Below are 24,736 nucleotides of genomic sequence, written 5' to 3' on the forward strand. Positions count from 1 at the left end.
AGGCCCGCTTCGGTTTTCCGAAGCGGGCCTTTTTCGTCTAAAATTCACAAATCGTTAGGATTGGGGCACGATGGAACTGGTTTTCGTTATCCTGATTGACGGGCTCGTATATGGATTGCTGTTGTTTATGCTGTCCAGCGGGTTGACGTTGATTTTTTCAATGATGGGCGTGTTGAACTTCGCCCATGCCAGCTTTTACATGCTGGGAGCTTATTTCGCATATCAGATCAGTACGTATCTGGGCTTTTGGCCGGGGCTACTGGTAGCGCCTTTGATTGTTGGCATTGCAGGCGCGGGGGTCGAACGATACGGCCTGCGTAAAGTGCACCAATACGGGCATGTGCCCGAGTTGATCTTTACCTTTGGTCTGGCTCTTTTGATTGAAGAAATCGTTCAGTTTTTCTGGGGTAAGAACCAGGTGCCTTATGACGCACCCGAAGTGCTTCAGTTCGCGCTGTTTTCCATCGGGACCAATGAAATTCAGGCCTATAAGGTCTTTATGATCGCCATTTCAGTGCTGATCTTCCTGTGCCTGTTGTATGTTCTGACCAAAACACGGGTGGGCATGATCATTCAGGCCGCCCTTAGCTATCCGCGCACAGTAGAGGCGTTGGGCCACAACGTGCCTTTCATCTTTATGGGTGTGTTCGGGGTTGGCACGGCATTGGCTGGTCTGGCTGGCGTGATCGCAGGGCCGCAACTGGGCACCTTCCCGGGGATGGCGATTTTGCTGGGGTCCATTGTGTTTGTCACAATCGTGATTGGCGGCCTTGGGTCGCTTTGGGGGGCGCTGGTTGCATCCCTGTTGATCGGCTGGATGACCACATTCGCAGCATCCTATAATCTGGCAATGGCCGATATTCTGATGGCGCTTGGATTTGAAATGCCCGAGGAAATGTCCGAAAGCGCCTTGCGTGATCTTTGGACCCTGACACTGCCACAGATCGGGCCGATCCTGCCCTATCTTCTGATGGTCGTGATCCTAGTCTTCCGCCCTTATGGCCTGTTTGGAAAGCGTGACGCATGACGGATACAACTTCTACGATCTCGCAAAAACGGTCTTACGGTGGCATGACCACGGGGGCTGTTGCGCCTTGGATCATCTGCACGGTGTTGCTGGTGCTGTTGCCTTATGTGTTTCAGTCCAGTTCCGCGCTGACCATTATGAACCAGATGGCGATCACCATCGTCTTTGCCCTGGCCTATAATATGTTGCTGGGGCAGGGCGGCATGCTGTCCTTTGGCCACGCGGTCTATATGGGCATGGGCGGCTTTATGTGCATGCACGTCATGAACTGGGTCGAGGCCGAAAGCATCCCGCTGCCCTTGCCATTCCTGCCACTGTTTGGCGGTTTGTTCGGCTTGGGGATGGCCACCATCATCGGGGCGTTTTCGACCCGTGCGGCGGGGACGGTGTTTGCCATGATCTCGCTTGGGATTGGCGAATTGATCGCATCCTGTTCCGTCATCATCGTTGCCTTTTTTGGCGGCGAAGAGGGCGTCAGTGGTGATCGGACCTATGGTCTGCCAGTGTTCGGTTATGAATTCCTCACCAAGATCGAGGTTTATTATCTGACCGCAGGTTGGCTGGTTCTGTCGGCTTTGCTGATGTATCTGTTTTCCAGAACCCCTGTGGGGCGGATGGCGAATGCGGTGCGTGACAATCCTGAACGGGCACAGTTTCTGGGCTATTCCTCTCGTTGGGTGCGGTTCTACTCCTTCTGCGCGTCAGGTTTTTTCTGCGGCGTGGCGGGTGGTCTGTTTGCTATCAACTTTGAAATCCTGACCGAAGAAAACCTGAACCTTGCCACATCAGGGTCGATCCTTTTGATCACCTTCCTTGGGGGCGTTGGCTTTTTCTTTGGGCCGATCATCGGAGCGATTGTCTTTACCTTGTTGCAATCGGTTTTGTCTCTACAAACAGAGTTGTGGCAAATGTATGTGGGCGCGTTGTTTGTGCTGACCGTGATGTATTTCCCGGGCGGACTTGCAGGTGTGATCATGATGCATGCTGCACCCTATAAACTGGGTAAGCTGAAGGATTTGATTGTGCCATACATCAAAACCGTGCTGCCTGCGGCGGTTGGTATTCTTGGGTTGGCGTGTTTTTGTGAAATCATGTTCCACTATAAACATGCCGCTGTTGGCGAGGATGACATGAGCCTGTTTGGCTATGTCTTTTCCACCCACAGCGTATTGCCTTGGGTTGTGGTCATTTCGGTGACGGTTGTCAGTTTCCTGATTGCCAGACGCAACGCACCAGAGCTGCGCGATACTTGGGCTAATTCCAACATCTTAACCCCTAAAAAAGACGGAGGCGCGCAATGACGGCTGCTCTTGAACTTGACGGCTTGCGCAAATCTTTTGGCAAGACCGAGATCATCCGCGGGGTGGACCTGTCCATTGGCAAAGGCGAACGCCATGCGATTATCGGGCCGAACGGGGCGGGGAAATCCACCCTGTTCAACCTGATCACAGGGCGGTTTCCGCAGACTTCGGGGCATGTACGTTTGCATGGTCAGGATCTGGCGGGTAAGGCCCCGTTTGAAATCAACCGCATGGGGCTGTCACGCAGTTTCCAGATCACCAATATCTTTCCAAAGATGACGGTGTTTGAAAACGTGCGCTGCTCGCTTTTGTGGTCCTTGGGCTATAAATACAGCTTTTGGAACATGGTGTCGAAATCCCGCGCATTGAACGAAGGCGCCGATGAAATTCTGGAACAGATCAACCTGTCCAGCCGCCGCGATCTGCCTGCGGGGGTTCTAAGCTATGCTGAACAGCGGGCGCTGGAAATCGGCATTACCATCGCGGGGGGGGCGGATGTGATCATGCTCGATGAACCCACGGCGGGCATGTCGAACACGGAAACCGACTATATCGTCGGGCTGATCGAAAAAGTGACCGAGGGCAAAACCCTGATCATGGTGGAACATGACATGGGCGTGGTTTTTGGTCTGTGTGACAAGATCAGCGTGCTGGTCTACGGCGAGATCGTTGCCACAGGCGAACCCGAAGCGGTTCGTGCGGATCAGAACGTGCAAGAGGCCTATCTTGGCGCAGCACTAGAGGCGGAGCACTGATATGCTGGAAGTAACAGACCTTCACGCCTATTACGGCAAATCCCACATCCTGCAAGGGGTGAACATCACCGTGGCCGAGGGCGAGATCGTGGCACTGCTGGGCCGCAACGGGGTCGGGCGATCCACCACCTGCAAGGCCATTATGGGAGAGGTGGAACCGAAGGGATCAGTCAAATTCAAAGGGCAGGAAATTGCCGGTAAAAAAGCCTTTGAAATCGCCAATCTGGGGATCGGTTATGTGCCCGAAAACCGCGATATTTTTCCGGGGCTGACCACGCGGCAGAATTTGATCCTTGGTTTGAAACCTGGCCAAAAGGACGAAGATGGCCGCTGGTCTATGGAGAATATGTTCGAAATGTTCTCTAACCTGCGGGAACGGGCGGATGTAGAAGCATCCGTAATGTCGGGGGGGGAGCAGCAGATGTTAACCATGTGCCGCACCTTGATGGGTGATCCTGATTTCATCATGATCGACGAACCCACCGAGGGCCTGTCACCGCAAATGACCCAGCGGGTTGCCGAGTTGCTAAACCAGATTGCGGCGCGGGGTGTTGCGACATTGTTGGTGGAACAAAAGCTGTCGATTGCCATGGATATTGCCCATCGGGTTTATGTGATGGGCCACGGGCAGGTGGTGTTTGAAGGCACCCCGGCCGAGCTGAAATCCCGCGAAGACATTCGCAAGGAGTGGCTGGAAGTTTAAGCCGGCATTTCAGATGTAAGTTTTGGTTTTGGCGGGGCTGTGTCCCGCCAATACTGTTTTTGCTAGGTATTTATGCTCAAAAGAAACGAGGGCCTGCGCCTAGGGTTTTGAGGCCAGCCAGTGTTCCAGTTCGGGCAGGCTGTCTTTGCCAAAGAAGGGTTCATCCCCCACGAACATCATCGGGGCACCAAATGCACCCCGTTCCACCGCTTGGGCGGTGGTTTCAAACAGGCGGTCTTTGACGGGTTGGGATTGGGCGGCTGCGATGATTTCAGCGGCAGGCAGGCCAGCGGCGTCCAGTGTTTCGGCGATGACGGTGGGGTCGTCCATTTTCAAGCCGTCTTTCCAGACCGCATCAAACACAACGTCCAGATAGCGGGGTCCATAGTCCTTGTCTTGTGCAAACACCGCGCCGCGCATGATGGCGGTGGTCATCACGGGGAAATGCGGGGTCCACTGAAACGGGATATCATAGCGTTCGATAAACCGGTCCAGTTCACGCCGTTCATAGGCCAGTTTGTTTTTCACCCCGTCATAGGCCTGCATCGGCGAGGTGTTATTGGTCAGTTTGAACACGCCGCCCAGCAGGATCGGGATGTAATTGGCCTTGGCCCCTGTGCGGGCCTCGATCTGGGACATGATTTTATGCATCACATACACATTCGGGCTGCCAAAATCATATAGAAAGTCAAAGGTTTTCATTACCATTTCTCCGCATAAGGTCTGATGTCTAATTCAAAGGTCCAGCCGTCCCGCGTTTGATGGTGCAGCATCCAGTATGCCTCGGCAACGCTGTTGGGGTTCATCAATGTGTCAGGGGGCAGGCTGTCTGCATCCACCCCGCCAGCAGCCATTCTTTCGCGCACAAAAGCAGTGTCGACGCCTGCGTCGATCACCAGATGGGCCACATGGATGCCTTTTGGCCCCAGTTCCTTGACCAAGGTTTGAGCCAAAGATCGCAACCCCGCTTTGCCCGCACCAAAGGCCGCATAGCCTGCGTTGCCGCGCATGCTGGCAGAAGCGCCGGTGAAAAACAGCGATCCCTTGCCACGCGGCGCCAGATGCCGCGCTGTTTCGCGCCCCACAAGAAACCCCGAAAACGTGGCCATTTCCCAGACCTTGCGGAACACGCGGGCGGTGGTATCCAGAATATCAAACTGCACATTGCCCCCCACGTTGAAAATCACGATTTCTATCGGGCCTATAGTGGTTTCAATGGTGTTGAACAATCCTGCCACGCTGTCTTCGTCGCGGGCATCCATTGAATAACCGTGGGCGCTGCCGCCGCTGGCGGTGATATCTTCAATCAGCGGTGCGAGTTTATCGCCGTTGCGCCGCCCAAGGCATACGGTAAACCCGCCCGCAGCAAAACGTTTTGCAATGGCCGCCCCGATGTAATCGCCCGCGCCGACGATCAATGCGACAGGGGCGGTCATGGGAGAGGTTCCCGGGATTGCGGGGGAAATTCGATCCGTTCGAACTGCATGTAAGTGCCTTTCTCAGATTGTGATTGCCAATGGTATGAACCCGCCGCTGTGCCTGTCAATTGCTTCGCAACGTCATGGTGATTTAGTGGTCGTTTCTTTCAAAAAGAACCTGACTTTTGTTATTAAATTAGTATGGTATCCGCAAAACGAGGAGGAACGCCATGCAAGGCTTGATGATGAACCGCCCTATGCGGGTAAACGATATTCTTACTTTCGCAGCAGAGGTTTACGGCGACGTTGAAGTTGTCTCTGTTGCGGTTGAAGGGGGCATCCATCGCACGAATTACCGCGAAATTGATGTGCGCACTCGTCAATTGGCCAAGGCGCTGCTGAAACTGGGCGTGACCGAGGGCAACCGCGTGGCGACATTGGCCTGGAACGGCTATCGCCACTTTGAACTTTACTACGGGATTGCTGGTATCGGGGCCGTCTGCCACACGATCAACCCGCGCCTGTCGGCAGAGCAGATGATTTATATCGTCAACCACGCCGAAGATAAGGTGATCTTTGTGGATTTGACCTTTATTCCGATCCTGAACGCCTTGCAGGCCCATTTGCCCAAAGACCTGATCTATGTGGCAATGACCGATCGCGCCCATATGCCCCAGACCGATCTGCCAAACCTGCTGTGTTACGAAGAACTGGTAGAGGCCGAAGATGCGGCTTATGAGTGGCCTGATTTCCCGGAAGATACCGCCTGTGGCTTGTGCTATACGTCTGGCACCACGGGCAATCCGAAGGGGGCATTGTACACACACCGTTCCACCACAATGCATGCTTTGATGGCGGGTGTGTCGCTGCAAACCAGCTTAAGCCCGGGCAAGAAAATCCTGCCCGTTGTACCATTGTTCCATGTGAACGCTTGGGGTCTGCCTTATGCGGCCCCCCTGACAGGTGCATCCTTGGTGTTCCCCGGGGCCGCCATGGACGGGCCGAGCATTTACAAACTGATGCAGGAGGAAGGCGTCTATTCTGCATGGGGTGTTCCTACGGTCTGGCTGGGGCTTCTGGCAGAAATCAAGGCGCAGGGTGGTAAACCGAGCGGCTTTGGAGAAGTCATCATCGGCGGCTCTGCGGCCCCGCGCTCTATGGTTGAAGCCTTTGAAAACATGGATGTATCCGTCTGCCACGCTTGGGGTATGACAGAGATGAGCCCGATTGGCACGGTGGGTGTATTAAACCCGACACAAGATGCCCTACCAATGAAAGAACGTATTGATCTGAAGTCGAAACAGGGGCGGCGTGTGTTTGGTGTGGACCTGAAAATCGTCGACGAAGACGGTGTGCGTCTGCCCCATGACGGCGAAGCGCAGGGAGAGCTGTTCGTGCGGGGCAACGCGATTGTCAGCGGTTATTTCAACAACGAAGAGGCCACAAGCGGCGCGTTGGATGCCGATGGCTGGTTTGGCACAGGCGATGTGGCCAAAATTACGGCTGAGGGGATGTTAACCATCACGGACCGCGCCAAAGACCTGATCAAATCGGGGGGGGAATGGATCAGTTCCATCGACGTGGAAAACATGGCCATGTCCCATCCTTGCGTGGCCAATTGTGCAGTGATTGCCGTGCCTCACCCTAAATGGGATGAACGGCCTTTGCTGATTGTTGTGGCAGCGGCTGGCGCTGACAAAGATCAGGCTGGTATCTTGGCGCATCTGGGTGAAAACCTCGCCAAATGGCAAATTCCAGATGAGGTGGTGTTTGTGGAGGAATTGCCCATGACCGCCACTGGGAAAGTGTCGAAGCTGACCCTGCGCCAGCGCCACAATGACGGCACGTTGGCTGGCTGATGTCGGATTGGTTTACCACCACGGACATGGGGGGCGGTGTTGCGCGTTTGATGCTGCACCGCGCCCCTGTCAACGCGCTTAATCCGGCGTTTCTGGATGCGCTTGGGGCTGAATATGACAGGCTTGGCGCGGACAGTTCCGTGCGGGCTGTAGTGCTGGGCAGTGATTTGAAAGTGCTGTCTGGCGGGCTGGACCTGAAAGAGGCGCAAGGCTTTGATCTGCAAGGTCAATGGGATATTGTGCGCGCGTTGAACGAGAGTTTTACCAAACTATATGCCTTGCCCAAACCCACCATTGCAGCAATCAACGGCGCGGCGATTGCGGGGGGATTTTTCTTTGTGATTGGCTGCGATTACCGTGTGACCCATGAACGGGTCAGTTTCGGTCTGGCTGAGGTGCGGGTGGGCGCGACTTTGCCCTTTGGTCCGCTGGAACTGGCACGGGCTGAACTGTCTGCTGCGGATATGCGGCGGCTGCTGTTGAACGGTCAGCCGATCAGGGCAGAAGCCGCTTTGGCATCGGGTATTGTCGATGAAATTGTCGCGGCTGATGCTGTGATGGACCGCGCGTTGGACCTTGCAGCGCAATACGCCGCCTTACCGCCGAAAACATATGCCGCATCAAAGGCGGATCTGCGTGGGACCACGGTTCAGCGGATCGAAACCGCCATGCAAAACGGTGCCAACACCCCAAAAGGCGGTTGGTTTTCCGATGAAACCAAAACCGCAATGGCCGCAATGCTGGCAGGTTAGATCCTACCACGCATCCACATAAGCGTGCTTTTTGCCGTCACGCGCAGGCACAGGGGCAACCCCGTCCAGCGTGGCGGCAATCCATTTGCGGGTGTCTGCGGGATCAATCACCGTGTCGATTTCCAGACAAGCCGCCGCATTCTGCGCTTCGCCCTTTTCATAGCTGTCGGCCACCAGCTTGTCATACAGGGCTTGGCGTTCGTCCAGATCGGCAATGGCTTCCAGTTCCTTGCGATAGCCCAGCCGAACCGCGCCTTCCAACCCCATGCCGCCAAATTCGCCTGTGGGCCATGCAACTGTGAACAGGGGCCGATGAAAACTGCCCCCCGCCATCACCATCGCGCCCAGACCATAGCCCTTGCGCAGCACCACCGTCATCATCGGGATCGTCGCATTGCCAGCGGCCAGAAACAGGCGCGAGCAATGGCGCACAAGGGCGGTTTTTTCCACCTCCGGGCCGACCATCATACCCGGTGTGTCGCATAGGGTCACCAACGGGATGTCAAAAGCATCACAAAGTTTCACAAAGCGCGCAGCCTTATCCGCGCCATCGCTGTCAATCGCGCCCGCCAGAAACATCGGGTTGTTGGCAAGGATGCCGACAGGACGGCCCTCAACGCGGCCAAAGGCGGTGACCATGCCGCGTGCAAATCCTGCGCGTAATTCCAGCACAGAGCCTGCGTCACAAATCCCGTGCAGGGCGGCGTGTACGTCATAAACCTCCAGCCTGTTTTCGGGCACCACATGGCGCAGGGTTCTGCTGTCAGGGGCGGTCCAATCCAGTGTAGACCCTTGAAAATACGATAGATATTGCGCGGCGGCTTTGGTGGCTTCAGCCTCGTCTTCGACCAGAATGTCGATCACGCCGTTGGGGCCATGCACATCTGCAGGGCCGACGGCATCGGGGTGAAACACGCCCAAACCGCCGCCCTCAATCATCGCAGGCCCGCCCATCCCGATTGAGGAATCCTTGGTGGCGATCACCACATCACAACAGCCCAAAAGGGCTGCGTTACCCGCAAAAACCCGCCCAGATCCAATGCCGATGACAGGCACCAGACCTGACAGCGCCGCAAAAGACCAGAAGGTCGGCACGTCCAGCCCTGCCACCGCATTGTCCATGGCATCCACATCGCCGGGCCGCCCGCCGCCGCCTTCGCAATAGATCACCAGAGGGGTTTTCTGGGCGCGGATTACATGCAGCAAACGGTCGGTCTTCTTGTGGTTCATAACCCCTTGGGTGCCCGCCAGAACCGTATAGTCATAGGCCATCACGGCTGTTCGGGTCTGCCCTGTAACCTGCCCGTTGTTGACCGTGCCAAAGCCGGTGATCATCCCGTCGGCGGGGGTGTTTGCCATCAGGTCTTCTAGGCTGCGCCGTTTGCGTTGGGCGGCGTAGGTCAGATCGCCGTATTCCACAAAACTGCCCGTGTCACACAGGTCCGCCACATTTTCCCGCGCGGTGCGTTTGCCCTTGGCGTGGCGTTTTTCCACTGCGGCGGGGCGGGCCGCGTCGGCCGTCATGGCGCGCCGCGTGGTCAGGCGCGCAAGGTCGGGGCGGATGTGATCGGGGTCGGGAATGAACGCCTCGGCCACCGCCACATCTGCGCCGTCCCGTTCTGACAATTTTGCCAGCGGGTCGCCCTGAAACACCGTATCGCCTGCGGTGACGTGGATGTCTGAAACTTCGGCGGCATAGGGGGCGGTGATGCGGTGCTGCATCTTCATCGCCTCCATGGTGAACAACAACGTGCCTTTGGCCACAACTTCGCCTGCGGTTACGGCCACGGACAGGATGGTGCCTTGCATCGGCGCTGCAAACCCGTCTGCTGCGGGGGGCTGGGTCGTGGGCGTGGTGGCGGCTTGGATTGCAACACATTCCTGCCACAGATCGCCGACCAGATTTGTAGTGGCTTGACCCGTTTCCAGTTCTGGACAATCCAGCAGACGGGCCAGAATAGGCTTGGTGGTTTGCACACCGTCCAGCCGAAAGCTTGCCAGCCCGTGGCGGGCGCGGGTCAGGGCGGCGGGCAGGCCAGCGGGGCTGTGTGCCACCAGTTTACCCAGCAGACTGTCAAAGGCGGGGTTGGTTTTCATTCCCGTATAGGCGGCGGATTCCACCCGCAGACCCAGACCACCGCCTGGGGCATAGTCTGTCAGGGTTCCACCAGTGGGGGTTATCGTACCGCCTGCTTGGAACTGTTCACAGTTGATGCGCAATTGTACCGCAGCCCCGTTTGGCGCGGGGATGTTGGCTTGGGTTAACCCCAGTTCGCCCAGCGTTGCCCCAAGCGCCACACGGATTTGCGCCTGCACCAGATCAACGCCGGTGATTTCCTCGGTTATGGTGTGTTCCACCTGAAGGCGGGGGTTGGATTCCATAAAGACGAAAGACCCATCGCCAAGAAGCAGGAATTCAAAGGTGGCGAGTCCGCACAACCCCGCCTTTTGCGCCATTGTGCAGGCCGCAGACAACATGGCGCTGCGGGTGGCCGCGGGCAGGTTGGGGGCGGGTGCGATTTCGATCATTTTCTGGTGCAGCCGCTGGACAGAGCAATCCCGTTCCCACAGGTGGCTGACGATCTGGCCGTCGCCGATCACCTGCACTTCAATGTGACGGGGGGCGGCGTGATACTCCTCGACGTAAAAGGCGTCTGAGCCAAAGGCGGATTTCGCCTCGGCCTGCACTTGCTGGATCGCTGTGGGGAGTTCGGCAGGATCTGTGACAATGCGCATGCCTCGCCCGCCGCCGCCCAATACGGCCTTTAGCACAATGCCGCCTGCACAGCTTTGCAGGAAGTCCGCGATCTGATCGGGGCTGGCCCCCACAGGCAGGTTGCGGGTGACGGGCACGCCGCAGTCCTGTGCCAGTGTCACGGCACTTGCCTTGTCCCCCAATAAGCGCAGGGTTTCAGGTGTTGGACCGACAAATACCAGACCTGCGGCGTGAACCTGTGCAGCGAACCCCGCATCCTCGCTTAAAAAACCATACCCCGGGTGGATCGCATCACAGCCCGCCGCCTGCGCCGCCGCCACTAATGCCGCGCCGTCCAGATAGGCCGCCGGCCCGCGCCCTTCGATTTTAATCGCCTTTTCAGCGCCAACCACATGGGGGGCATCTGTGTCGTCATCGGGGAAAACCGAAACGGCTTTGATCTGCAATTCACGGGCGGCTTGGGCGATGCGCAGGGCGATTTCACCACGGTTGGCAATTAAAAGGGCTGTCACGTCACGTCTTTCTTATGGGCTGTTTATATAAGGATTGAACTGCTTGGTTCAGCGTTGCAAGCTTTGCACAAAAGAACGCAGCGCACTTGGAAGGAATTGTCATGCAAACCGCCACACCACAGGCTATGGGGTTTGACCCCGATCGGTTGGGACGGATCGACAACTGGATGGACCGTTATGTAAACGACCGCAAATATGCAGGGTCTTCCTTGTTGATCGCGCGGGGCGGGCAAGAGGTGTATTTCAACGCCACAGGGGCGCGTGACTTAGATGCGGGTTTGCCCTTTGAGCGGGACACATTGGCGCGGATTTATTCCATGACCAAGCCGATCACATCGGTTGCGATCATGATGCTGGCCGAACAGGGGCTGTTTCATCTGGACGCGCCTGTTTCTGATTTTATCCCTGCTTTCGCCAAATGTTCGGCTTTGATCGAAGGGGCTACTTCGATTGATCAGGTGACACCCTGTCAGACCCCGACGCTGCACCATCTGCTGACCCATACCAGCGGGCTAAGCTATCCGTTCAACCCCGGCGTGCTGCCCGCCGCGATGGAGGAACAGGGGCTGATTTTCCGCGCCGATCAAGGGCCACTGGAAGGGGTTGTGGATCAACTGGCCAAGATGCCACTGGCGTTCAAGCCGGGCCAGCACTGGGAATATTCCGTAGCGATTGACGTGTTGGGCCGTGTGGTCGAGGTGGTGTCCGGCCAGCCGCTGGATGAATTCTTTGCCGAGCATATCTTTGCCCCGCTGGGCATGACAGAAACCGCGTTTTCCGTTCCTGACGCGGGGTTGCCGCGCTTTGCATCCCTTTACACGCCACTGGCTGGAAATGCGATGGCGCTGAATTCCGCAGCCGAGGGTGGCGATCCCCTGCGCCTGATTGATCAGGCCGACACCAGCGCCTATCGCAAAGCCGAAACCTTTTCGGGCGGTGGCGGTCTGGTGGGCACCATTGATGATTATATGAAGTTTTGCGAGATGATCCGCTGCAAAGGCACGTTCAACGGGCACCGGCTGTTGTCGCCAAAAACGGTGGATTTCATGCTGCGCAACCATCTGCCTGGCGATATTGCGTCTATGGGCCCCAGCAGTTTTGCCGAACAACCGATGGAAGGCATGGGCTTTGGTCTGGGCGGTGCGGTGGTGCTGAACCCCGCCCGTGCAGGCGCGCCCGGCAGTGTAGGGGATTTCAGTTGGGGCGGGATGGCTTCGACCTTTTTCTGGGTTGATCCGGTGCTGGATCTGTCGGTGGTGTTCTTTACACAACTGTCCCCCAGCAGTTCTTATCCCGCGCGCCCACAACTTAAAGCGTTGGTACACGGAGCACTGCTGTCATGACCAAAGAACGCCCGATATTATGGTCCCCCAGCCCAGAGCGGGCCACCAACAGCCGTATGGCAGATTACATGCGCTGGCTTGAACAGAACCGCGGCCTGACCTTTGCGGATTACCCTGCCATGTGGGAATGGAGCGTGACCGAGTTGGAGGATTTCTGGGAAACCATCTGGGAGTTTTTCGACCTGCAATCCTCGGCCCCCTATACCCGTGTTCTGGATCAGCGGATCATGCCCGGTGCCAAATGGTTTGAAGGGGCGCGGATCAACTTTGCCGATCAAACCCTGCGCCATGTGGCCAAGTTGGGCGACTCATTGGCGATCAGTGCGCGGTCCGAAACCTTTGGGCGGGAACAACTGACATGGACTGAATTGCACGATCAGGTTTCCAGTCTGGCCAGTCATCTGCGCGATATGGGCGTGCGCGAGGGCGACCGGGTTGTTGCCATTCTACCCAATTCCCCAGCCTCGATTATCGCCCTTCTGGCAACTGCCAGCCTTGGGGCGATCTGGTCGTTGTGCTCGCCCGATATGGGGCATGTGGCGATTGTGGATCGCTTTGCCCAGATCGAGCCGAAAGTGCTGATCGCACAAGACGGCTATGTCCATGGTGGCAAGACGATTGACCGTCAGGATTTGTTGAAACTGGTCACTGACAGCCTGCCCACGCTGGAACAGCGCATCATCCTGCCTTTTGTCGCTGATCTGCCCGAAGGCGCGCTGAATTGGGCGGATATGCTGGGGCGCAAAGCTGACTTAAAGACTGCGCAAGTGCCGTTCGATCACCCGCTTTGGGTGGTGTATTCTTCCGGCACCACAGGCAATCCGAAACCGATTGTACACGGTCACGGCGGGGCGCTGATCGAAGGCGCCAAACAATCGCTGCATCAGGACATGAAAGCAGGCGAGCGGTTTAGCTGGTTGACCTCCTCTGGCTGGATCATGTGGAATTCACAGATGCTGTCTTTGGGGCAGGGCATGACCCTGTCGATGTTTGATGGCGCGGTCAATTACCCTGATTTGAACGTGTTATGGCAGTTCGTCGCCGAGGAGAAGCTGAACTATTTCGGCGCGGGCGCTGCGTTTTACGGCACCTGTGCCAAGGCGGGCGTCACACCTGCTGCGGATTTTGATCTATCTAACCTTCATTCCTTGGGGTCCACAGGATCGCCGTTGAGCGAAGACGCCTATGCGTGGATCTACGCCGAGGTGAAACAGGATATCTGGCTGGCGCCGATTTCTGGGGGCACCGATCTGATGGGGGCTTTTGTCTGTGGCAACCCGATGGATGTGGTGCGGGCTGGCGAAATGCAGGCCCGTGCGCTGGGCAATGCGGTCCGCGCTTTTGATCCCCACGGGAATGAGGTCATCGGGCAGGTGGGGGAACTGGTCTGTACCGAACCACTGCCGTCGATGCCGCTGTATTTCTGGGGCGATGACGACGGCTCACGCCTGCACGAAAGCTATTTTGACACTTACCCCGGTATCTGGCGACATGGCGACTGGATTGAAATCACACCCACGGGCGGCTCGGTGATCTATGGGCGGTCGGATGCGACGATCAACCGAAAGGGGCTGCGCATGGGTTCGTCCGAGATTTATCAGGCAGTAGAGGCGCTAGACGTGGTGATGGACAGTCTGGTGGTTGATCTGGAATTTCTGGGCCGCGAAAGTTTCATGCCGCTGTTTGTGGTGCTGCGCGACGGCGTGACGCTGGACGATGAAATCAAGGCGCAGATCAACGCAGCAATCCGCGAGGGGGTATCGGCCCGCTTCCAACCCAATGAAATTGTCCAAATAGCCGAGGTTCCGCGCACTATTTCAGGGAAAAAGCTGGAAGTTCCTGTCAAAAAGCTGCTTTTAGGCGGAAATCCGGAAGAGGTCGTGAATCGCGACAGCATGGCCAATCCGGCAAGCTTTGACAGATTCATTGCCTACGGGGCAGAAAGAGAGACCTGATGACCGATATCGTAGCAGAGTTGTTGAACCTGCTGGAAATCGAGCAATTGGAAGTGGACCTGTTCCGCGGAATCGGCGCAGGCGGGGAAACCACCACGCGGATTTTCGGCGGGCAGGTGATCGCACAGGCGCTGGCTGCGGCGTATAACACGGTTGACGGGCGGCTGTGCCACTCGTTGCATGCCTATTTCATCCGTCCCGGTGATCCGTCGATTCCTGTGATCTATTCGGTGGACCGTGCGCGGGACGGCGGCAGTTTTACCACGCGGCGGGTTACCGCGATCCAGCACGGCAAACAAATCCTAAATATGTCGGCCTCGTTTCATGTGCAGGAAGGTGGCTGGCACCACCAGCACACCATGCCAGATGTGCAGGGGCCAGACAGTCTGGAATCCCGCGAGGACTGGCGCAAGGAAAACCAGCATATGGTTCCAGACGGGGTGCGCGCCGATTTCCTGCGCGCGCGGCCCATTGAAATCCGCGAAGTGGCCCCACAGGATTGGTTCAACCCCAAAGTGGTCGAGGATGAAAACCAGCTGTGGTTTCGTATGCCCGGCGCGCAGGGGGCCAACCCCAAGATGCAGCATTGCCTGATGGCCTATGCCTCTGACATGAACCTGCTTGGGTCCAGCCTGCGTCCCCATGGACAGACCTGGTTCACAGGCGAAGTGATGACCGCCAGTCTGGATCACGCCATGTGGTTTCACGCGCCAGTGAATTTCGCCGATTGGCATCTCTATTCCATGGACAGCCCGTTTACGGGCGGCGCACGGGGGTTCAACCGTGGCACAATTTTCACACAGGATGGCAAGTTGGTCGCCAGCGTTGCCCAAGAAGGGCTGATGCGTCAGATCACGAAAAAACCAGCGTAAAGCGCTGTAAAGGAGGGGATATGGTATCATGGATTGCCCGCGCGGCAGGCCGCGAGGATTGGTTGGCGCAGGGGGTGGAAGACGCCATCGCACCAGAGGTCGAGATCGTCGATCCCCATCATCACCTTTGGCAGCGGGACGGGGGCAGCTATGAACTGGCCAGCCTGTGGCGTGATATCGGGGCAGGGCATAGGGTCGTGCAAACCGTCTATATTGAATGCCATTCGGCCTATTACAGCGATGTGGCTGACGGTTTCGCGCCCGTGGGGGAAACCGCTTATGTGGCGGGGCAGGCGGCCTTGGCGCGTCTGCATCCTGAACGGGCGCAGATCGCAGGGATTGTAGCCCATGCAGACCTGCGGCGGCGGGATTTAGGCGCTATTCTTGATGCGCATTGTGCTGCGGGTGGCGATTTGTTCAAAGGCATCCGCCATGCGGGGGCGTGGGATGTGGAATCCGCTGATTTCAAAATCCAGCCCCGTGGCGATCAGGGCCTGTATCTGGAACCAGACTTTCAGCGCGGCGTTGCCCTGTTGGGTGCGCGGGGGCTGACTTATGACACATGGCATTACCATCCCCAGAACAAGGATTTCGCGGCACTGGCCCGCGCTGTGCCGGACACAACGCTGGTGCTCGATCACTTTGGCACGCCCCTTGGGGTTGGGCGGTTTGCCGGGCAACGGGAAGCAATTTTTGCTGCTTGGAAAGACGAAATGGCAGAAATTGCGGCCTGTCCTAATGTCAGGGCCAAGCTGGGCGGATTGGCCATGCCGGACAACGGCTGGGGCTGGCATGAACGGGCAAAACCCCTGACGTCGGATGAGTTCGAGGCGGCCTATGCCCCGTGGTATCACCATATGATCGCCTGTTTCGGGCCGGATCGTTGCATGTTTGAAAGCAACTTTCCGGTGGATCGGGCGTCGATCAGCTATGGTGTGTTGTGGAACGGGTTAAAGAAGATCGCAGCAGGCTACAGCGCGGCGGATCAGGCACGGATGTTCGCAGGCACGGCGCGGCAGGTTTATGGGCTATAGCGCAAAAAATCCGGAACAGTTGCCTGTTCCGGATCTGCCTTCGGTGTGGATATTTTTCCCAAAAAGAGTTTGGGGGCTGGCGATCAGATTGCGCCGCCAAAGATGCGGTTGAGTTTGCGCATCCCGCCGATCCATTTGTCGTAGTTGCTGGTTTTATTGCGCATGTAATCCATCACCTCGGGGTGGGGCAGCACAAGGAAAGTTTCGTCGCGGATGGTTTTGACGCAAGCCTCGGCCACGACCTCGGGTTCCAGCATGCCGTTCAACGATGCAACGCCGTCTTCATGGCCTTTCGTCATGTCCGAACGCACTGCCTGCGGGCAAAGGACAGAGACCTTGATGCCCTGATCCCCATGGGTCATCGCCAGCCACTCGGCCAGCCCAACGGCTGCGTGTTTTGTCACGCCGTAGGGGGCCGCGCCCACCTGATTGAGCAGTCCTGCAGCGGAAGCGGTGTTCAGCAGATAGCCGCCGCCGCGTTTTTCCATCAATGGCACAAGGTGACGGGCGGCCCAGACGTGGGACATTACGTTCACGTCCCAGATTGTCTGCCACTTGTCGTTTTCCACTTCGACGCCGCCACCAAACAGGATGCCAGCGTTTGAACAGAACAGATCAATCGGGCCTTGCTCGGCTTCTGTGGTGTCAATCAGGGCTTTGATTTCATCCTCTTTGCCCACATCCAACTGAAAGGACACGCCGCCGATTTCTTTGGCCGTTGCCGCCGCACCTGCGCCGTTCAGATCGGCACAGACCACACATTTTGCGCCTTCTGCGGCAAAACGGATTGCCATCGCCTTGCCGATGCCGCCAGCAGCCCCGGTGACAACGATGATTTTGTCTTTAAGTTCCATGATGTTCCCCTATGTCCACATGACGGAGCCGCCATCGACGGTAAAGGCTTGCCCCGTGATGTATTGGCTGGCGTTTGATCCCAAGAAAACCGCGATACCGGCGAAGTCTTCGGGTTCGCCGAAGCGGCCCAGTGGGATGTCGCGGGTGGCCCGTTCTGCGGCTTTGGGATTGTCCCACAACTCGCGGGCGAATTCGGTGCGCACAACGCCCGGACACAGCGCATTGACGCGGATGCCTTTGGGGCCGAATTCAGCCGCCAGATTGCGCACCAGACCGATGACGGCCAGTTTGGACATGGCGTAGGTGCCCAGTTGAACCGAGGGTTTGAACGCCCCGATAGACGAGGTGAACACCATCGAGCCGCCGCCGTTCTTTTCCATGTCCGGTGCGACCAGTTGTGCCAGCCACAGGTTGGATTGCACATTGACCTGCATGGTTTTTTCATAGGCTTTGTCGGAAATTTCCGAGGTCGGCCCGTAATAGGGGTTCACGCCTGCGTTGCCAAAGACGATGTCGATTGTGCCCAATAGGTCGTGGGTTTTGGCGACCAGTGCTTCCAACTGGTCTTTGTGGCCCGCATTGCAGGCCACACCGTAGGCGCGGATCTCGCCGCAAGCCTCATTGATGGCGGCGGCTGCCGTATCCAGATCCGCCTGTGTGCGGGACGAGATCACCACCTTGGCGCCGTGCAGCGCCATGGCTTTGGCCATCTCAAAACCCATGCCTTTGGACGCGCCTGTCAAAAGCGCGACCTTTCCTGTCATGTCAAAAAGCTGTGTCATGATCTATGGCCCCTCAAATTTTCTGCCAGCGGCGATGATCGGTGTGCGGTCGTTGGAGTTTTTATAGGTTTGCACTTCTGCGCGGGCGACCACGTGGTGGTGGACTTCATCAGGACCATCGGCAAAGCGCAGGGTGCGTTGACCGGCATACATATCGGACAGTGGGAACCACTGGGACAAGCCAGCCGCGCCGTGCACCTGCATGGATTGGTCGATGATCTGGCAGACCTTTTCAGGCACCATGGCTTTCACCGCAGACACCCAGATGCGGGCCTCTTTGTTGCCCAGAACGTCCATGGCGCGGGCGGCTTTCAGAACCATCAGGCGCATGGCTTCCAACTCGATACGGGCGCGGGAAATGGTTTCCATGTTCTTGCCCAGATCAATGATCTTTTTGCCAAAAGCTTCACGGTTCAGGGACCGTTCCAGCATCATTTCCAACGCCCGTTCGCCCTGACCGATAGAGCGCATGCAGTGATGGATGCGTCCGGGGCCAAGCCGGACCTGACTGATTTCAAAGCCGCGTCCTTCGCCCAGCAGCATGTTGCTTTCGGGCACGCGTACATTGTTGAAACGGATGTGCATATGGCCGTGGGGGGCGTCATCGTGGCCAAAGACATGCATCGGCCCGAGGATTTCCACACCCGGTGCATCAATCGGCACAAGGATCTGGCTTTGTTGCTTGAAGGTTTCCGCATCGGGGGATGTTTTCACCATTGTAATCATGATCTTACAGCGCGGATCGCCCGCGCCAGAGATGTAAAACTTCTCGCCGTTGATCACCCATTCGCCGTTTTCCAGCACCGCAGATGTGGAAATATTCTTGGCGTCAGACGATGCAACATTGGGTTCGGTCATGGCATAGGCCGAGCGGATTTCACCAGCCAACAGAGGCTTGAGCCATTTCTCTTTTTGCTCTGGCGTGCCGATGCGTTCCAGCACCTCCATGTTGCCGGTATCAGGTGCTGAACAGTTCAGGGTTTCAGGGGCCAGCGGGTTTTTACCCAGTTCTGCGGCGATATAGGCGTAGTCCAGATTGGACAGGCCCTCGCCGGTTTCCGCGTTGGGCAGGAAAAAGTTCCACAACCCGTTGGCGCGGGCTTTTTCCTTGGCGGTTTCCAGCAGTTCCAACTGGCCCGGCGCATGGGACCAGCGATCTGCGCGGCCTTCGCCCAGTTTGTAATATTCTTCGGTGATCGGATCAACATTGTCGCGAATATGCGCGATGACGGCGTCCAGCAGCGGCTGCGCCTTTTCAGACATGGCCAGCTGGTTCAGCTCTGCGTTGTGGTTTCCTAGTGACATAGTGGTAGTGTCCTTTCCGCTTAGCGGTTTACCCAATTTGGTTTGCGTTTCTCGACAAAGGCGCTGACGCCTTCTTTGAAGTCTTCGGTGGTCATCAGGTCTTGGATGACTTCACGGCTGTATTCGTTGCTTTGGGGCAGGCCTTCGGCCACATTCATGGAATTCAGTACCCGTTTGGTGGCCTTGACGGATGACGGGGACACAGAGGCGATTTCCTCTGCCTTGGCCATGGCCGCGTCCAGCAGGTTTGCGTGGGGCACGACCGCGTTGACACAGCCCAGCGACAACGCCTCGGCTGCGGTGATCTTGCGGCCTGTGAACATCAGTTCCTGCGCGGCCAGCCGCCCGATATAGCGTGACAGACGTTGCACGCCCGATGCGGCAGCGAAAAAGCCGACCTTGACCTCGGGCAGGGCGAATGTGGCCTGATCGGATGCGATGATGATGTCACAGGACAACGCGGTTTCAAAACCGCCGCCCATGGCAAAACCGTTTACGGCCGCGATGATCGGTTTTTCCAGATCAAAGCGTGAAGACAGCCCCGCAAAGCCGTTGGTGCTGGTCGGGCCTTTGCCCCCTTGGGCGGTGTGTTTCAGATCGTTGCCTGCGGTAAAGGCTTTGTCGCCAGCGCCTGTTAGCACGGCCACCCACAGATCGGGATCGGTGGCGAAATCATCCCAGCACTGGGACATTTCGTCATGCATCGGTCCATGCACCGCATTATAGACTTCGGGGCGGTTCATTGTGACCAGCAGGATATTCCCGCGTTTTTCGGTTGTGATAAACTCGTAAGCCATATCAAGCGTCTCCTTTTGTTTTCAGACCACCTATGTCGATGTCGGTGAACTTGCCACCCTTTGCCGCCAGTTCGCGCAGCAGGGCGGCGGGTTCACAGGTGGGATCGTCTTTGGCGAGGTCTTCCATTTTGGCCAGAACTGCCGCCGCGCCAACCGTATCGCCATAAAACATCGGCCCACCTTTATCCGCAGGCCAGCCATAGCCGTTGATCCAGACCACATCTATATCAGACGGGCGCTGGGCCTTGTTTTCTTCAAGGATTTTAACCGCCTCGTTGATCATCGGATAGATACAGGCCTCGATTATTTGATCGACAGGCATTGAAGTCGGTTCAACCCCTGTAATGTCGCGGATCACCTTGGCGGATACATCTGACGGGGTGTGGTTGCGGTTTTCGTCATAGTCATAGAACCCCGCTTGGGTTTTCTGGCCACGGCGATCCATTTCGCACAGGGCATCGCGGATCGGATTGGCGGTTTTTGCACCCTTGGACCAGCCGATATCCAGCCCTGCAAGGTCCGACATCTGAAACGGCCCCATGCGAAAGCCGAACTGGTTCAGCGCGGCGTCCACATCCCAGGGCATGACCCCTTTGTTCAACAGACGATTGGCCTGCGCCTGACGGGCAAACAGGATGCGATTGCCCACAAAGCCGGGGCAGACGCCAACCAGCGTGGCCACTTTGCCGATGGTTTTGGCCAGCGACATACAGGTGGCCACCACATCATCAGCCGTGTGATCGGCGCGGACAATTTCAAGCAGTTTCATCACGTTGGCAGGGGAAAAGAAATGCAGGCCGATCACATCTTCGGGCCGTTTGGTCACGGATGCGATTTCATCAATATCCAGTGCCGATGTATTGGTGGCAAGGATTGCGCCCGGTTTCATCACGCGATCAAGTTCGGTGAAAATCTCGCGTTTCAGATCCATGTTTTCGAATACGGCTTCGATCACCAGATCACAATCCGCCAGATCAGACAGGGACAGGCAGCCGACAAAGCGGGACATGCGCTCGTCTACTTCTTCCATCGGGAACCGGCCCCGTTTGGCAGAGCGTTCATAGTTGCCGCGCACCACGGACAGGCCGCGATCCAGCGCGTCCTGTTTGGTTTCGACGATCTTTACGGTCATGCCCGCATTGACGAAATTCATCGAAATCCCGCCGCCCATGGTGCCCGCGCCTATAACCCCAACGGTTTTGATGGGGCGGTGCGGGGTGGTGTCTGGCAGGTTTGGAACCTGCCATGCCAGCGTGCCTGCGGTTTCAAGGTATTGTGCTACGTCCATGTCGATCTAGTCCTTTGATAAGCAGTCTTTGCGCAGGGCGCGGCGGTCCAGTTTGTCTGTGGCACCGCGCGGCAAAGGGGTGGTTTGGAACCAATAACGGTCTGGTATTTTATACTGGGCCAGATGGTCGCGCAGGAAGGTTTTCAAATCTTCGGCGCTTACGGACTGGCCCGCGTTTATTGCAATACCCGCGCCGACAATTTCGCCCAGACGCTCATCCGGTACGGAAAAGGCACAGGCTTCGTGTATGGCGGGATGTTTGTGCAGCGCGCCTTCCACATCCAGACAGGCGATGTTTTCGCCGCCCCGAATGATGATGTCTTTCTTGCGATCCACAATGGTCACATAGCCGTCTGCATCCAGCATTGCCATATCGCCGGTGCGCAGCCAGCCGTCTTGAAACACCTCGGCGGTGGCCTCGGGTTTGTTTAGATAACAGCGCATGTTGGCGGGACTTTTTACCGTCAACTCTCCAATGGTGTTCAGGGGCAGGGGATTGCCCGCATCGTCCAGAATGGCCAGATCCTGAATGGGGGGCAACAAACGGCCCGCTGACCCGGGTTTATCCACGTAATCAGGTCCGGCGATGCCCAGCCCCACGGCATTGGTTTCGGTCATGCCCCAACCAGATGCCACATTGGCTTGCGGAAAGGTTGCTTCCAGTCTGGCCACTTGGGCGGCGGGGCGTTTGGCACCGCCCGCGCCCACGTATTGCAGGGACGGCAGCGGGGTGCCCAAACGGTTTGCGGCCTCCATCAGATCGGCGGATTGGGTGGGGACACCCAGAAAACGGGTGATGTTTTCAGCGGCGATAACGCGCACGGCTTCGTCTGCATCCCATTTGTGCAGCAAGACCAGCTTGGCTCCCATGGGCAGGCTAAGCAGGAACATCGGATGGGTTGCGGTGACGTGGAACATCGGGGTGACCACCAGAATGGCTTGGGGGCCAGCGGGCGGCGCAGGAGGTTCATCGGCTGGCGCCATAAGGGGCGGCATGACCAGCGACATCAGCCATGTGAAAATTGCCGACATGGCGCCGCGATGGGTTTGCACCACACCTTTGGGATGCCCCGTTGTGCCCGAGGAATACATCACCGCCATATCATCGTCGGTGTGAATAACCGCGTCCGACCATTCGGCGTTAGGAACTGCGGCCAGCAAGGTTTCATAGCGCAGGCTGTCCGCAGGTGCGTCGCGCAGACCAACCAGTTTGGGGGCCTTGTCCGCGCCAAGGGCGGCGATCCGTTCAAAGCGGGGACCATCGGCAAATACCAATGTGGCACCGCTGTCTGTCAGGGCGTAGTCCAGTTCGTCCGTGGTCCACCAAGCGTTCAAAGGCACCACCACCGCACCAATACTGGTGATGGCCATCATCAGTATCGGCAGTTCGGGAAAGTTGCGCATAGCCAGTGCCACGCGGTCGCCCTGTGTGATGCCCAGTTCAGATTGTAGCGCGGCAGCCATGCGGCGGATTTCGTCACAAAAGGCGTCATAGGTCCAGCGTTCATTCTGGTAGACCAGATACTCATCGGCCCCGTCGCCGTGGGCTGGGGCTGATGCCTGCATCAAGGCCCGCAAATGGGGCGGTGCATTCTGGAACACGCGGTAGTCCACGCCGCGCACATTGGCTGTGGTCAGCGCAAAACGCGGATCGGTTGCGGTGACATGGGCGGCAGCCTCGGCCAAGGTCATCCCGCTCATGATGAAAACCCGCAGATGGAAAACCGACTGGCATATCTTTTGCAAAATGGGACGGAGCGGCTATGCGCCCGCGTCTGGCGTAAAATGGTGTTCATATTTCCTCCCGAGTGGGTGGGTGGCCGATTGACGGGCCGCGCACCAGCACAGCGATAGGTCATAACATCGGGCTAGCCTTGGCAAGTGTTTTGCTGAAATTTCCTAACGTAACGGAAGTTTGACCCACGGTCGTTTTCAGCCGAGGGTTAGATTTTTTCCACACTGTGGCCTTGGGAAAGGTGATTTCTAGCTTGCGACTTGGGCGTGTGACAGGCACGGTCTGCCCATACGTCGATTCTGGGTTTTCCGCTGGCCGAAAGGCGCTAACTTTACGACGAACATATAAAGACGACATAAAATCGGGTGCAAGCCGCCCAAATTCCAGGAGGAAACATGCAGTATCATACGCCAAGCAGTTTTGATGATGCAGTGGCAATCGCCAAAGACGCACAGGGTGTGACCCGCTTTCTTGCGGGCGGCACAGATGTGCTGGTGCAGTTGCGCGCTGATATCGTCACGCCAGATGTATTGATCGACATTAAGAAAATCGCCGGCGTGTCCGAGATTTCCCGCGAAGGTGACGGCTGGCGCATTGGGGTGGCCGTTACGGGCGCAGAAATGACCGAACACGATACCCTTGGCAAGGAATGGCCGGGTCTGGTTGAAGCCATGGATCTGATCGGCTCGACCCAAGTGCAGGGCCGCGCCACATTGACCGGCAACCTGTGTAACGGATCGCCCGCAGCGGACAGCGTACCAGCGATGGTTGCCGCTGGCGTGACGGTTTCTGTCACAGGGCCAAACGGCGAGCGTCGGGTTGCCGTCGAAGACATCCCGACCGCACCGGGCAAAACCAGCCTGACGGCGGGAGAAATGGTCACGGCTGTCCATGTGCCCGCACGGGGCGCACATGGGGGGGATGCCTATTTGCGGTTCATCCCGCGCACTGAAATGGATATTGCTGTTGTGGGCTGTGGCATCAACCTGCGGCTGGACGGCAAGAAAATCATCGAGGCGCGGGTCTCTCTTGGCGCGGTGGCGCCGACGGTTCTGCTGGTGGATGCGGCTGCCAAAGCGATCATCGGCACCGAACTGGATGACGCAGCGCTGGACGCGCTGGCAGCAGCGGCCAGTGCGGCCTGCAAACCGATCAACGACAAACGCGGGACCATTGAATTCCGCACCCATGTGGCTGGCGTCCTGGCGAAGCGCGCCGCCAAAATTGCATACCAACGGGCGGAGGCCGCATCATGATCCATGTAAGTACAAAAATTAACGGCGACGATGTTGAATTCCTATGTGATCCGCGGGAAACCCTGCTGGATACACTGCGCGATAAACTGGGCCTGACCGGTTCAAAAGAAGGCTGCGGCACCGGCGACTGTGGGGCCTGCTCTGTCACTATGGATGGCCGTCTGGTCTGTTCCTGTCTGGTGCTCGGGGCCGAGGCCGAAGGCAAAGAGATTGAAACCGTTGAAGGTATCGCAGACGGTGAAAACCTGCACCTGTTGCAGGAAAAATTCATTGAACATGCGGCTTTGCAATGCGGGGTTTGTACACCGGGTATTCTGGTAGCAACCAAATCCTTGCTGGAAAAACACCCCGATCCGACCGAAACCCAAGTGCGCTATTGGCTGGCGGGCAACCTGTGCCGCTGTACTGGCTACGACAAAATCATCCGCGCGGTTATGGAAACCGCTGCTGACCTGAGAGAGGCTTCTTGAT

Annotated in this window: 21 protein-coding genes; 12 read left to right on the plus strand and 9 right to left on the minus strand. The window is 57.4% G+C overall.

The genetic code is table 11. The annotated features are described in order from the left end of the window. The first annotated feature begins 70 nt into the window (after positions 1 to 70). From GGE09_RS10155 to GGE09_RS10170, 4 genes are read left to right on the plus strand one after another with little or no spacing between them, the layout of a single operon-like run. Entirely contained in the window at positions 71 to 1,027 is a 957-nt protein-coding gene (locus GGE09_RS10155; RefSeq protein ID WP_309746005.1) for a branched-chain amino acid ABC transporter permease, read from the plus strand. Beyond that, entirely contained in the window at positions 1,024 to 2,328 is a 1,305-nt protein-coding gene (locus tag GGE09_RS10160) for a branched-chain amino acid ABC transporter permease (RefSeq protein WP_309746006.1), read from the plus strand. Before GGE09_RS10155 ends, GGE09_RS10160 begins: the two co-directional genes overlap by 4 nt. Next, a complete protein-coding gene (locus GGE09_RS10165; RefSeq protein ID WP_309746007.1) occupies positions 2,325 to 3,083 on the plus strand; it encodes an ABC transporter ATP-binding protein in 759 nt (252 codons plus the stop codon). The genes GGE09_RS10160 and GGE09_RS10165 overlap by 4 nt, the downstream gene beginning before the upstream one ends. Before the next feature lies 1 nt (position 3,084). Next, the gene (locus GGE09_RS10170) at positions 3,085 to 3,786 is read left to right on the plus strand and encodes an ABC transporter ATP-binding protein (RefSeq protein WP_309746008.1); all 702 of its coding nucleotides are present in this window, start codon (positions 3,085 to 3,087) and stop codon (positions 3,784 to 3,786) included. A 99-nt stretch (positions 3,787 to 3,885) separates the two neighbouring features. Here the strand turns inward: GGE09_RS10170 and GGE09_RS10175 are convergent, their stop codons facing one another. Together GGE09_RS10175 and GGE09_RS10180 are read right to left on the minus strand one after the other, a co-directional pair. Beyond that, a complete protein-coding gene (locus GGE09_RS10175; RefSeq protein WP_309746009.1) occupies positions 3,886 to 4,488 on the minus strand; it encodes a 2-hydroxychromene-2-carboxylate isomerase in 603 nt (200 codons plus the stop codon). Then, positions 4,488 to 5,222 carry an SDR family NAD(P)-dependent oxidoreductase gene (locus GGE09_RS10180; protein ID WP_309746010.1) on the minus strand — a complete coding sequence of 245 codons (735 nt, stop codon included), beginning with the start codon at positions 5,220 to 5,222 and terminating at the stop codon, positions 4,488 to 4,490. The genes GGE09_RS10175 and GGE09_RS10180 overlap by 1 nt, the downstream gene beginning before the upstream one ends. Positions 5,223 to 5,434: 212 nt before the next feature. Between GGE09_RS10180 and GGE09_RS10185 the strand changes: the two genes are divergently transcribed. After that, positions 5,435 to 7,063: a long-chain fatty acid--CoA ligase gene (locus tag GGE09_RS10185; RefSeq protein WP_309746011.1), complete on the plus strand. Its 1,629-nt coding sequence runs from the start codon at positions 5,435 to 5,437 to the stop codon at positions 7,061 to 7,063. Beyond that, positions 7,063 to 7,815, plus strand: a complete 753-nt coding sequence (locus GGE09_RS10190; RefSeq protein WP_309746012.1) for an enoyl-CoA hydratase/isomerase family protein — start codon at positions 7,063 to 7,065, stop codon at positions 7,813 to 7,815. The genes GGE09_RS10185 and GGE09_RS10190 overlap by 1 nt, the downstream gene beginning before the upstream one ends. 3 nt (positions 7,816 to 7,818) lie before the next feature. Here GGE09_RS10190 and GGE09_RS10195 read toward each other — a convergent pair whose 3' ends face one another. Next, entirely contained in the window at positions 7,819 to 11,043 is a 3,225-nt protein-coding gene (locus GGE09_RS10195; RefSeq protein ID WP_309746013.1) for a carboxyl transferase domain-containing protein, read from the minus strand. A 125-nt stretch (positions 11,044 to 11,168) separates the two neighbouring features. Here GGE09_RS10195 and GGE09_RS10200 point away from each other — a divergent pair, with 125 nt between their 5' ends. The 4 genes from GGE09_RS10200 to GGE09_RS10215 are packed head-to-tail and all read left to right on the plus strand — an operon-like array spanning position 11,169 to position 16,247. Next, on the plus strand, positions 11,169 to 12,386 hold the full coding sequence (locus GGE09_RS10200) for a serine hydrolase domain-containing protein (RefSeq protein ID WP_309746217.1): 1,218 nt from the start codon (positions 11,169 to 11,171) through the stop codon (positions 12,384 to 12,386). Further along, positions 12,383 to 14,341: an acetoacetate--CoA ligase gene (locus tag GGE09_RS10205; protein WP_309746014.1), complete on the plus strand. Its 1,959-nt coding sequence runs from the start codon at positions 12,383 to 12,385 to the stop codon at positions 14,339 to 14,341. The genes GGE09_RS10200 and GGE09_RS10205 overlap by 4 nt, the downstream gene beginning before the upstream one ends. Continuing rightward, the gene (locus GGE09_RS10210; RefSeq protein WP_309746015.1) at positions 14,341 to 15,213 is read left to right on the plus strand and encodes an acyl-CoA thioesterase II; all 873 of its coding nucleotides are present in this window, start codon (positions 14,341 to 14,343) and stop codon (positions 15,211 to 15,213) included. Before GGE09_RS10205 ends, GGE09_RS10210 begins: the two co-directional genes overlap by 1 nt. A 20-nt stretch (positions 15,214 to 15,233) precedes the next feature. Further along, positions 15,234 to 16,247: an amidohydrolase family protein gene (locus tag GGE09_RS10215; RefSeq protein ID WP_309746016.1), complete on the plus strand. Its 1,014-nt coding sequence runs from the start codon at positions 15,234 to 15,236 to the stop codon at positions 16,245 to 16,247. Positions 16,248 to 16,330: 83 nt separating this feature from the next. Here the strand turns inward: GGE09_RS10215 and GGE09_RS10220 are convergent, their stop codons facing one another. The 6 genes from GGE09_RS10220 to GGE09_RS10245 are packed head-to-tail and all read right to left on the minus strand — an operon-like array spanning position 16,331 to position 22,975. After that, on the minus strand, positions 16,331 to 17,101 hold the full coding sequence (locus tag GGE09_RS10220; protein ID WP_309746017.1) for an SDR family oxidoreductase: 771 nt from the start codon (positions 17,099 to 17,101) through the stop codon (positions 16,331 to 16,333). Between the two features lie 9 nt (positions 17,102 to 17,110). Then, on the minus strand, positions 17,111 to 17,884 hold the full coding sequence (locus tag GGE09_RS10225) for an SDR family oxidoreductase (protein ID WP_309746018.1): 774 nt from the start codon (positions 17,882 to 17,884) through the stop codon (positions 17,111 to 17,113). Between the two features lie 3 nt (positions 17,885 to 17,887). Next, on the minus strand, positions 17,888 to 19,189 hold the full coding sequence (locus tag GGE09_RS10230; RefSeq protein ID WP_309746019.1) for an acyl-CoA dehydrogenase family protein: 1,302 nt from the start codon (positions 19,187 to 19,189) through the stop codon (positions 17,888 to 17,890). Positions 19,190 to 19,209: 20 nt separating this feature from the next. Further along, positions 19,210 to 19,986: an enoyl-CoA hydratase-related protein gene (locus GGE09_RS10235; RefSeq protein WP_309746020.1), complete on the minus strand. Its 777-nt coding sequence runs from the start codon at positions 19,984 to 19,986 to the stop codon at positions 19,210 to 19,212. Between the two features lies 1 nt (position 19,987). Continuing rightward, positions 19,988 to 21,274 (minus strand): 3-hydroxyacyl-CoA dehydrogenase NAD-binding domain-containing protein, encoded by a 1,287-nt coding sequence (locus GGE09_RS10240; protein ID WP_309746021.1) that lies wholly within the window; start codon positions 21,272 to 21,274, stop codon positions 19,988 to 19,990. Positions 21,275 to 21,280: 6 nt separating this feature from the next. Further along, a complete protein-coding gene (locus GGE09_RS10245; protein WP_309746022.1) occupies positions 21,281 to 22,975 on the minus strand; it encodes a class I adenylate-forming enzyme family protein in 1,695 nt (564 codons plus the stop codon). 429 nt (positions 22,976 to 23,404) lie between these two features. On the opposite strand from GGE09_RS10245, the gene GGE09_RS10250 reads away from it, so the two are divergent. Further along, complete coding sequence (locus tag GGE09_RS10250; RefSeq protein WP_309746023.1) at positions 23,405 to 24,265, plus strand: xanthine dehydrogenase family protein subunit M; 861 nt, start codon at positions 23,405 to 23,407, stop codon at positions 24,263 to 24,265. Next, positions 24,262 to 24,735: a 2Fe-2S iron-sulfur cluster-binding protein gene (locus tag GGE09_RS10255; RefSeq protein WP_309746024.1), complete on the plus strand. Its 474-nt coding sequence runs from the start codon at positions 24,262 to 24,264 to the stop codon at positions 24,733 to 24,735. Before GGE09_RS10250 ends, GGE09_RS10255 begins: the two co-directional genes overlap by 4 nt. Position 24,736: the final 1 nt, after the last annotated feature.

The organism is Roseobacter sp. N2S (assembly GCF_031454055.1).
Lineage (GTDB): Bacteria > Pseudomonadota > Alphaproteobacteria > Rhodobacterales > Rhodobacteraceae > Amylibacter.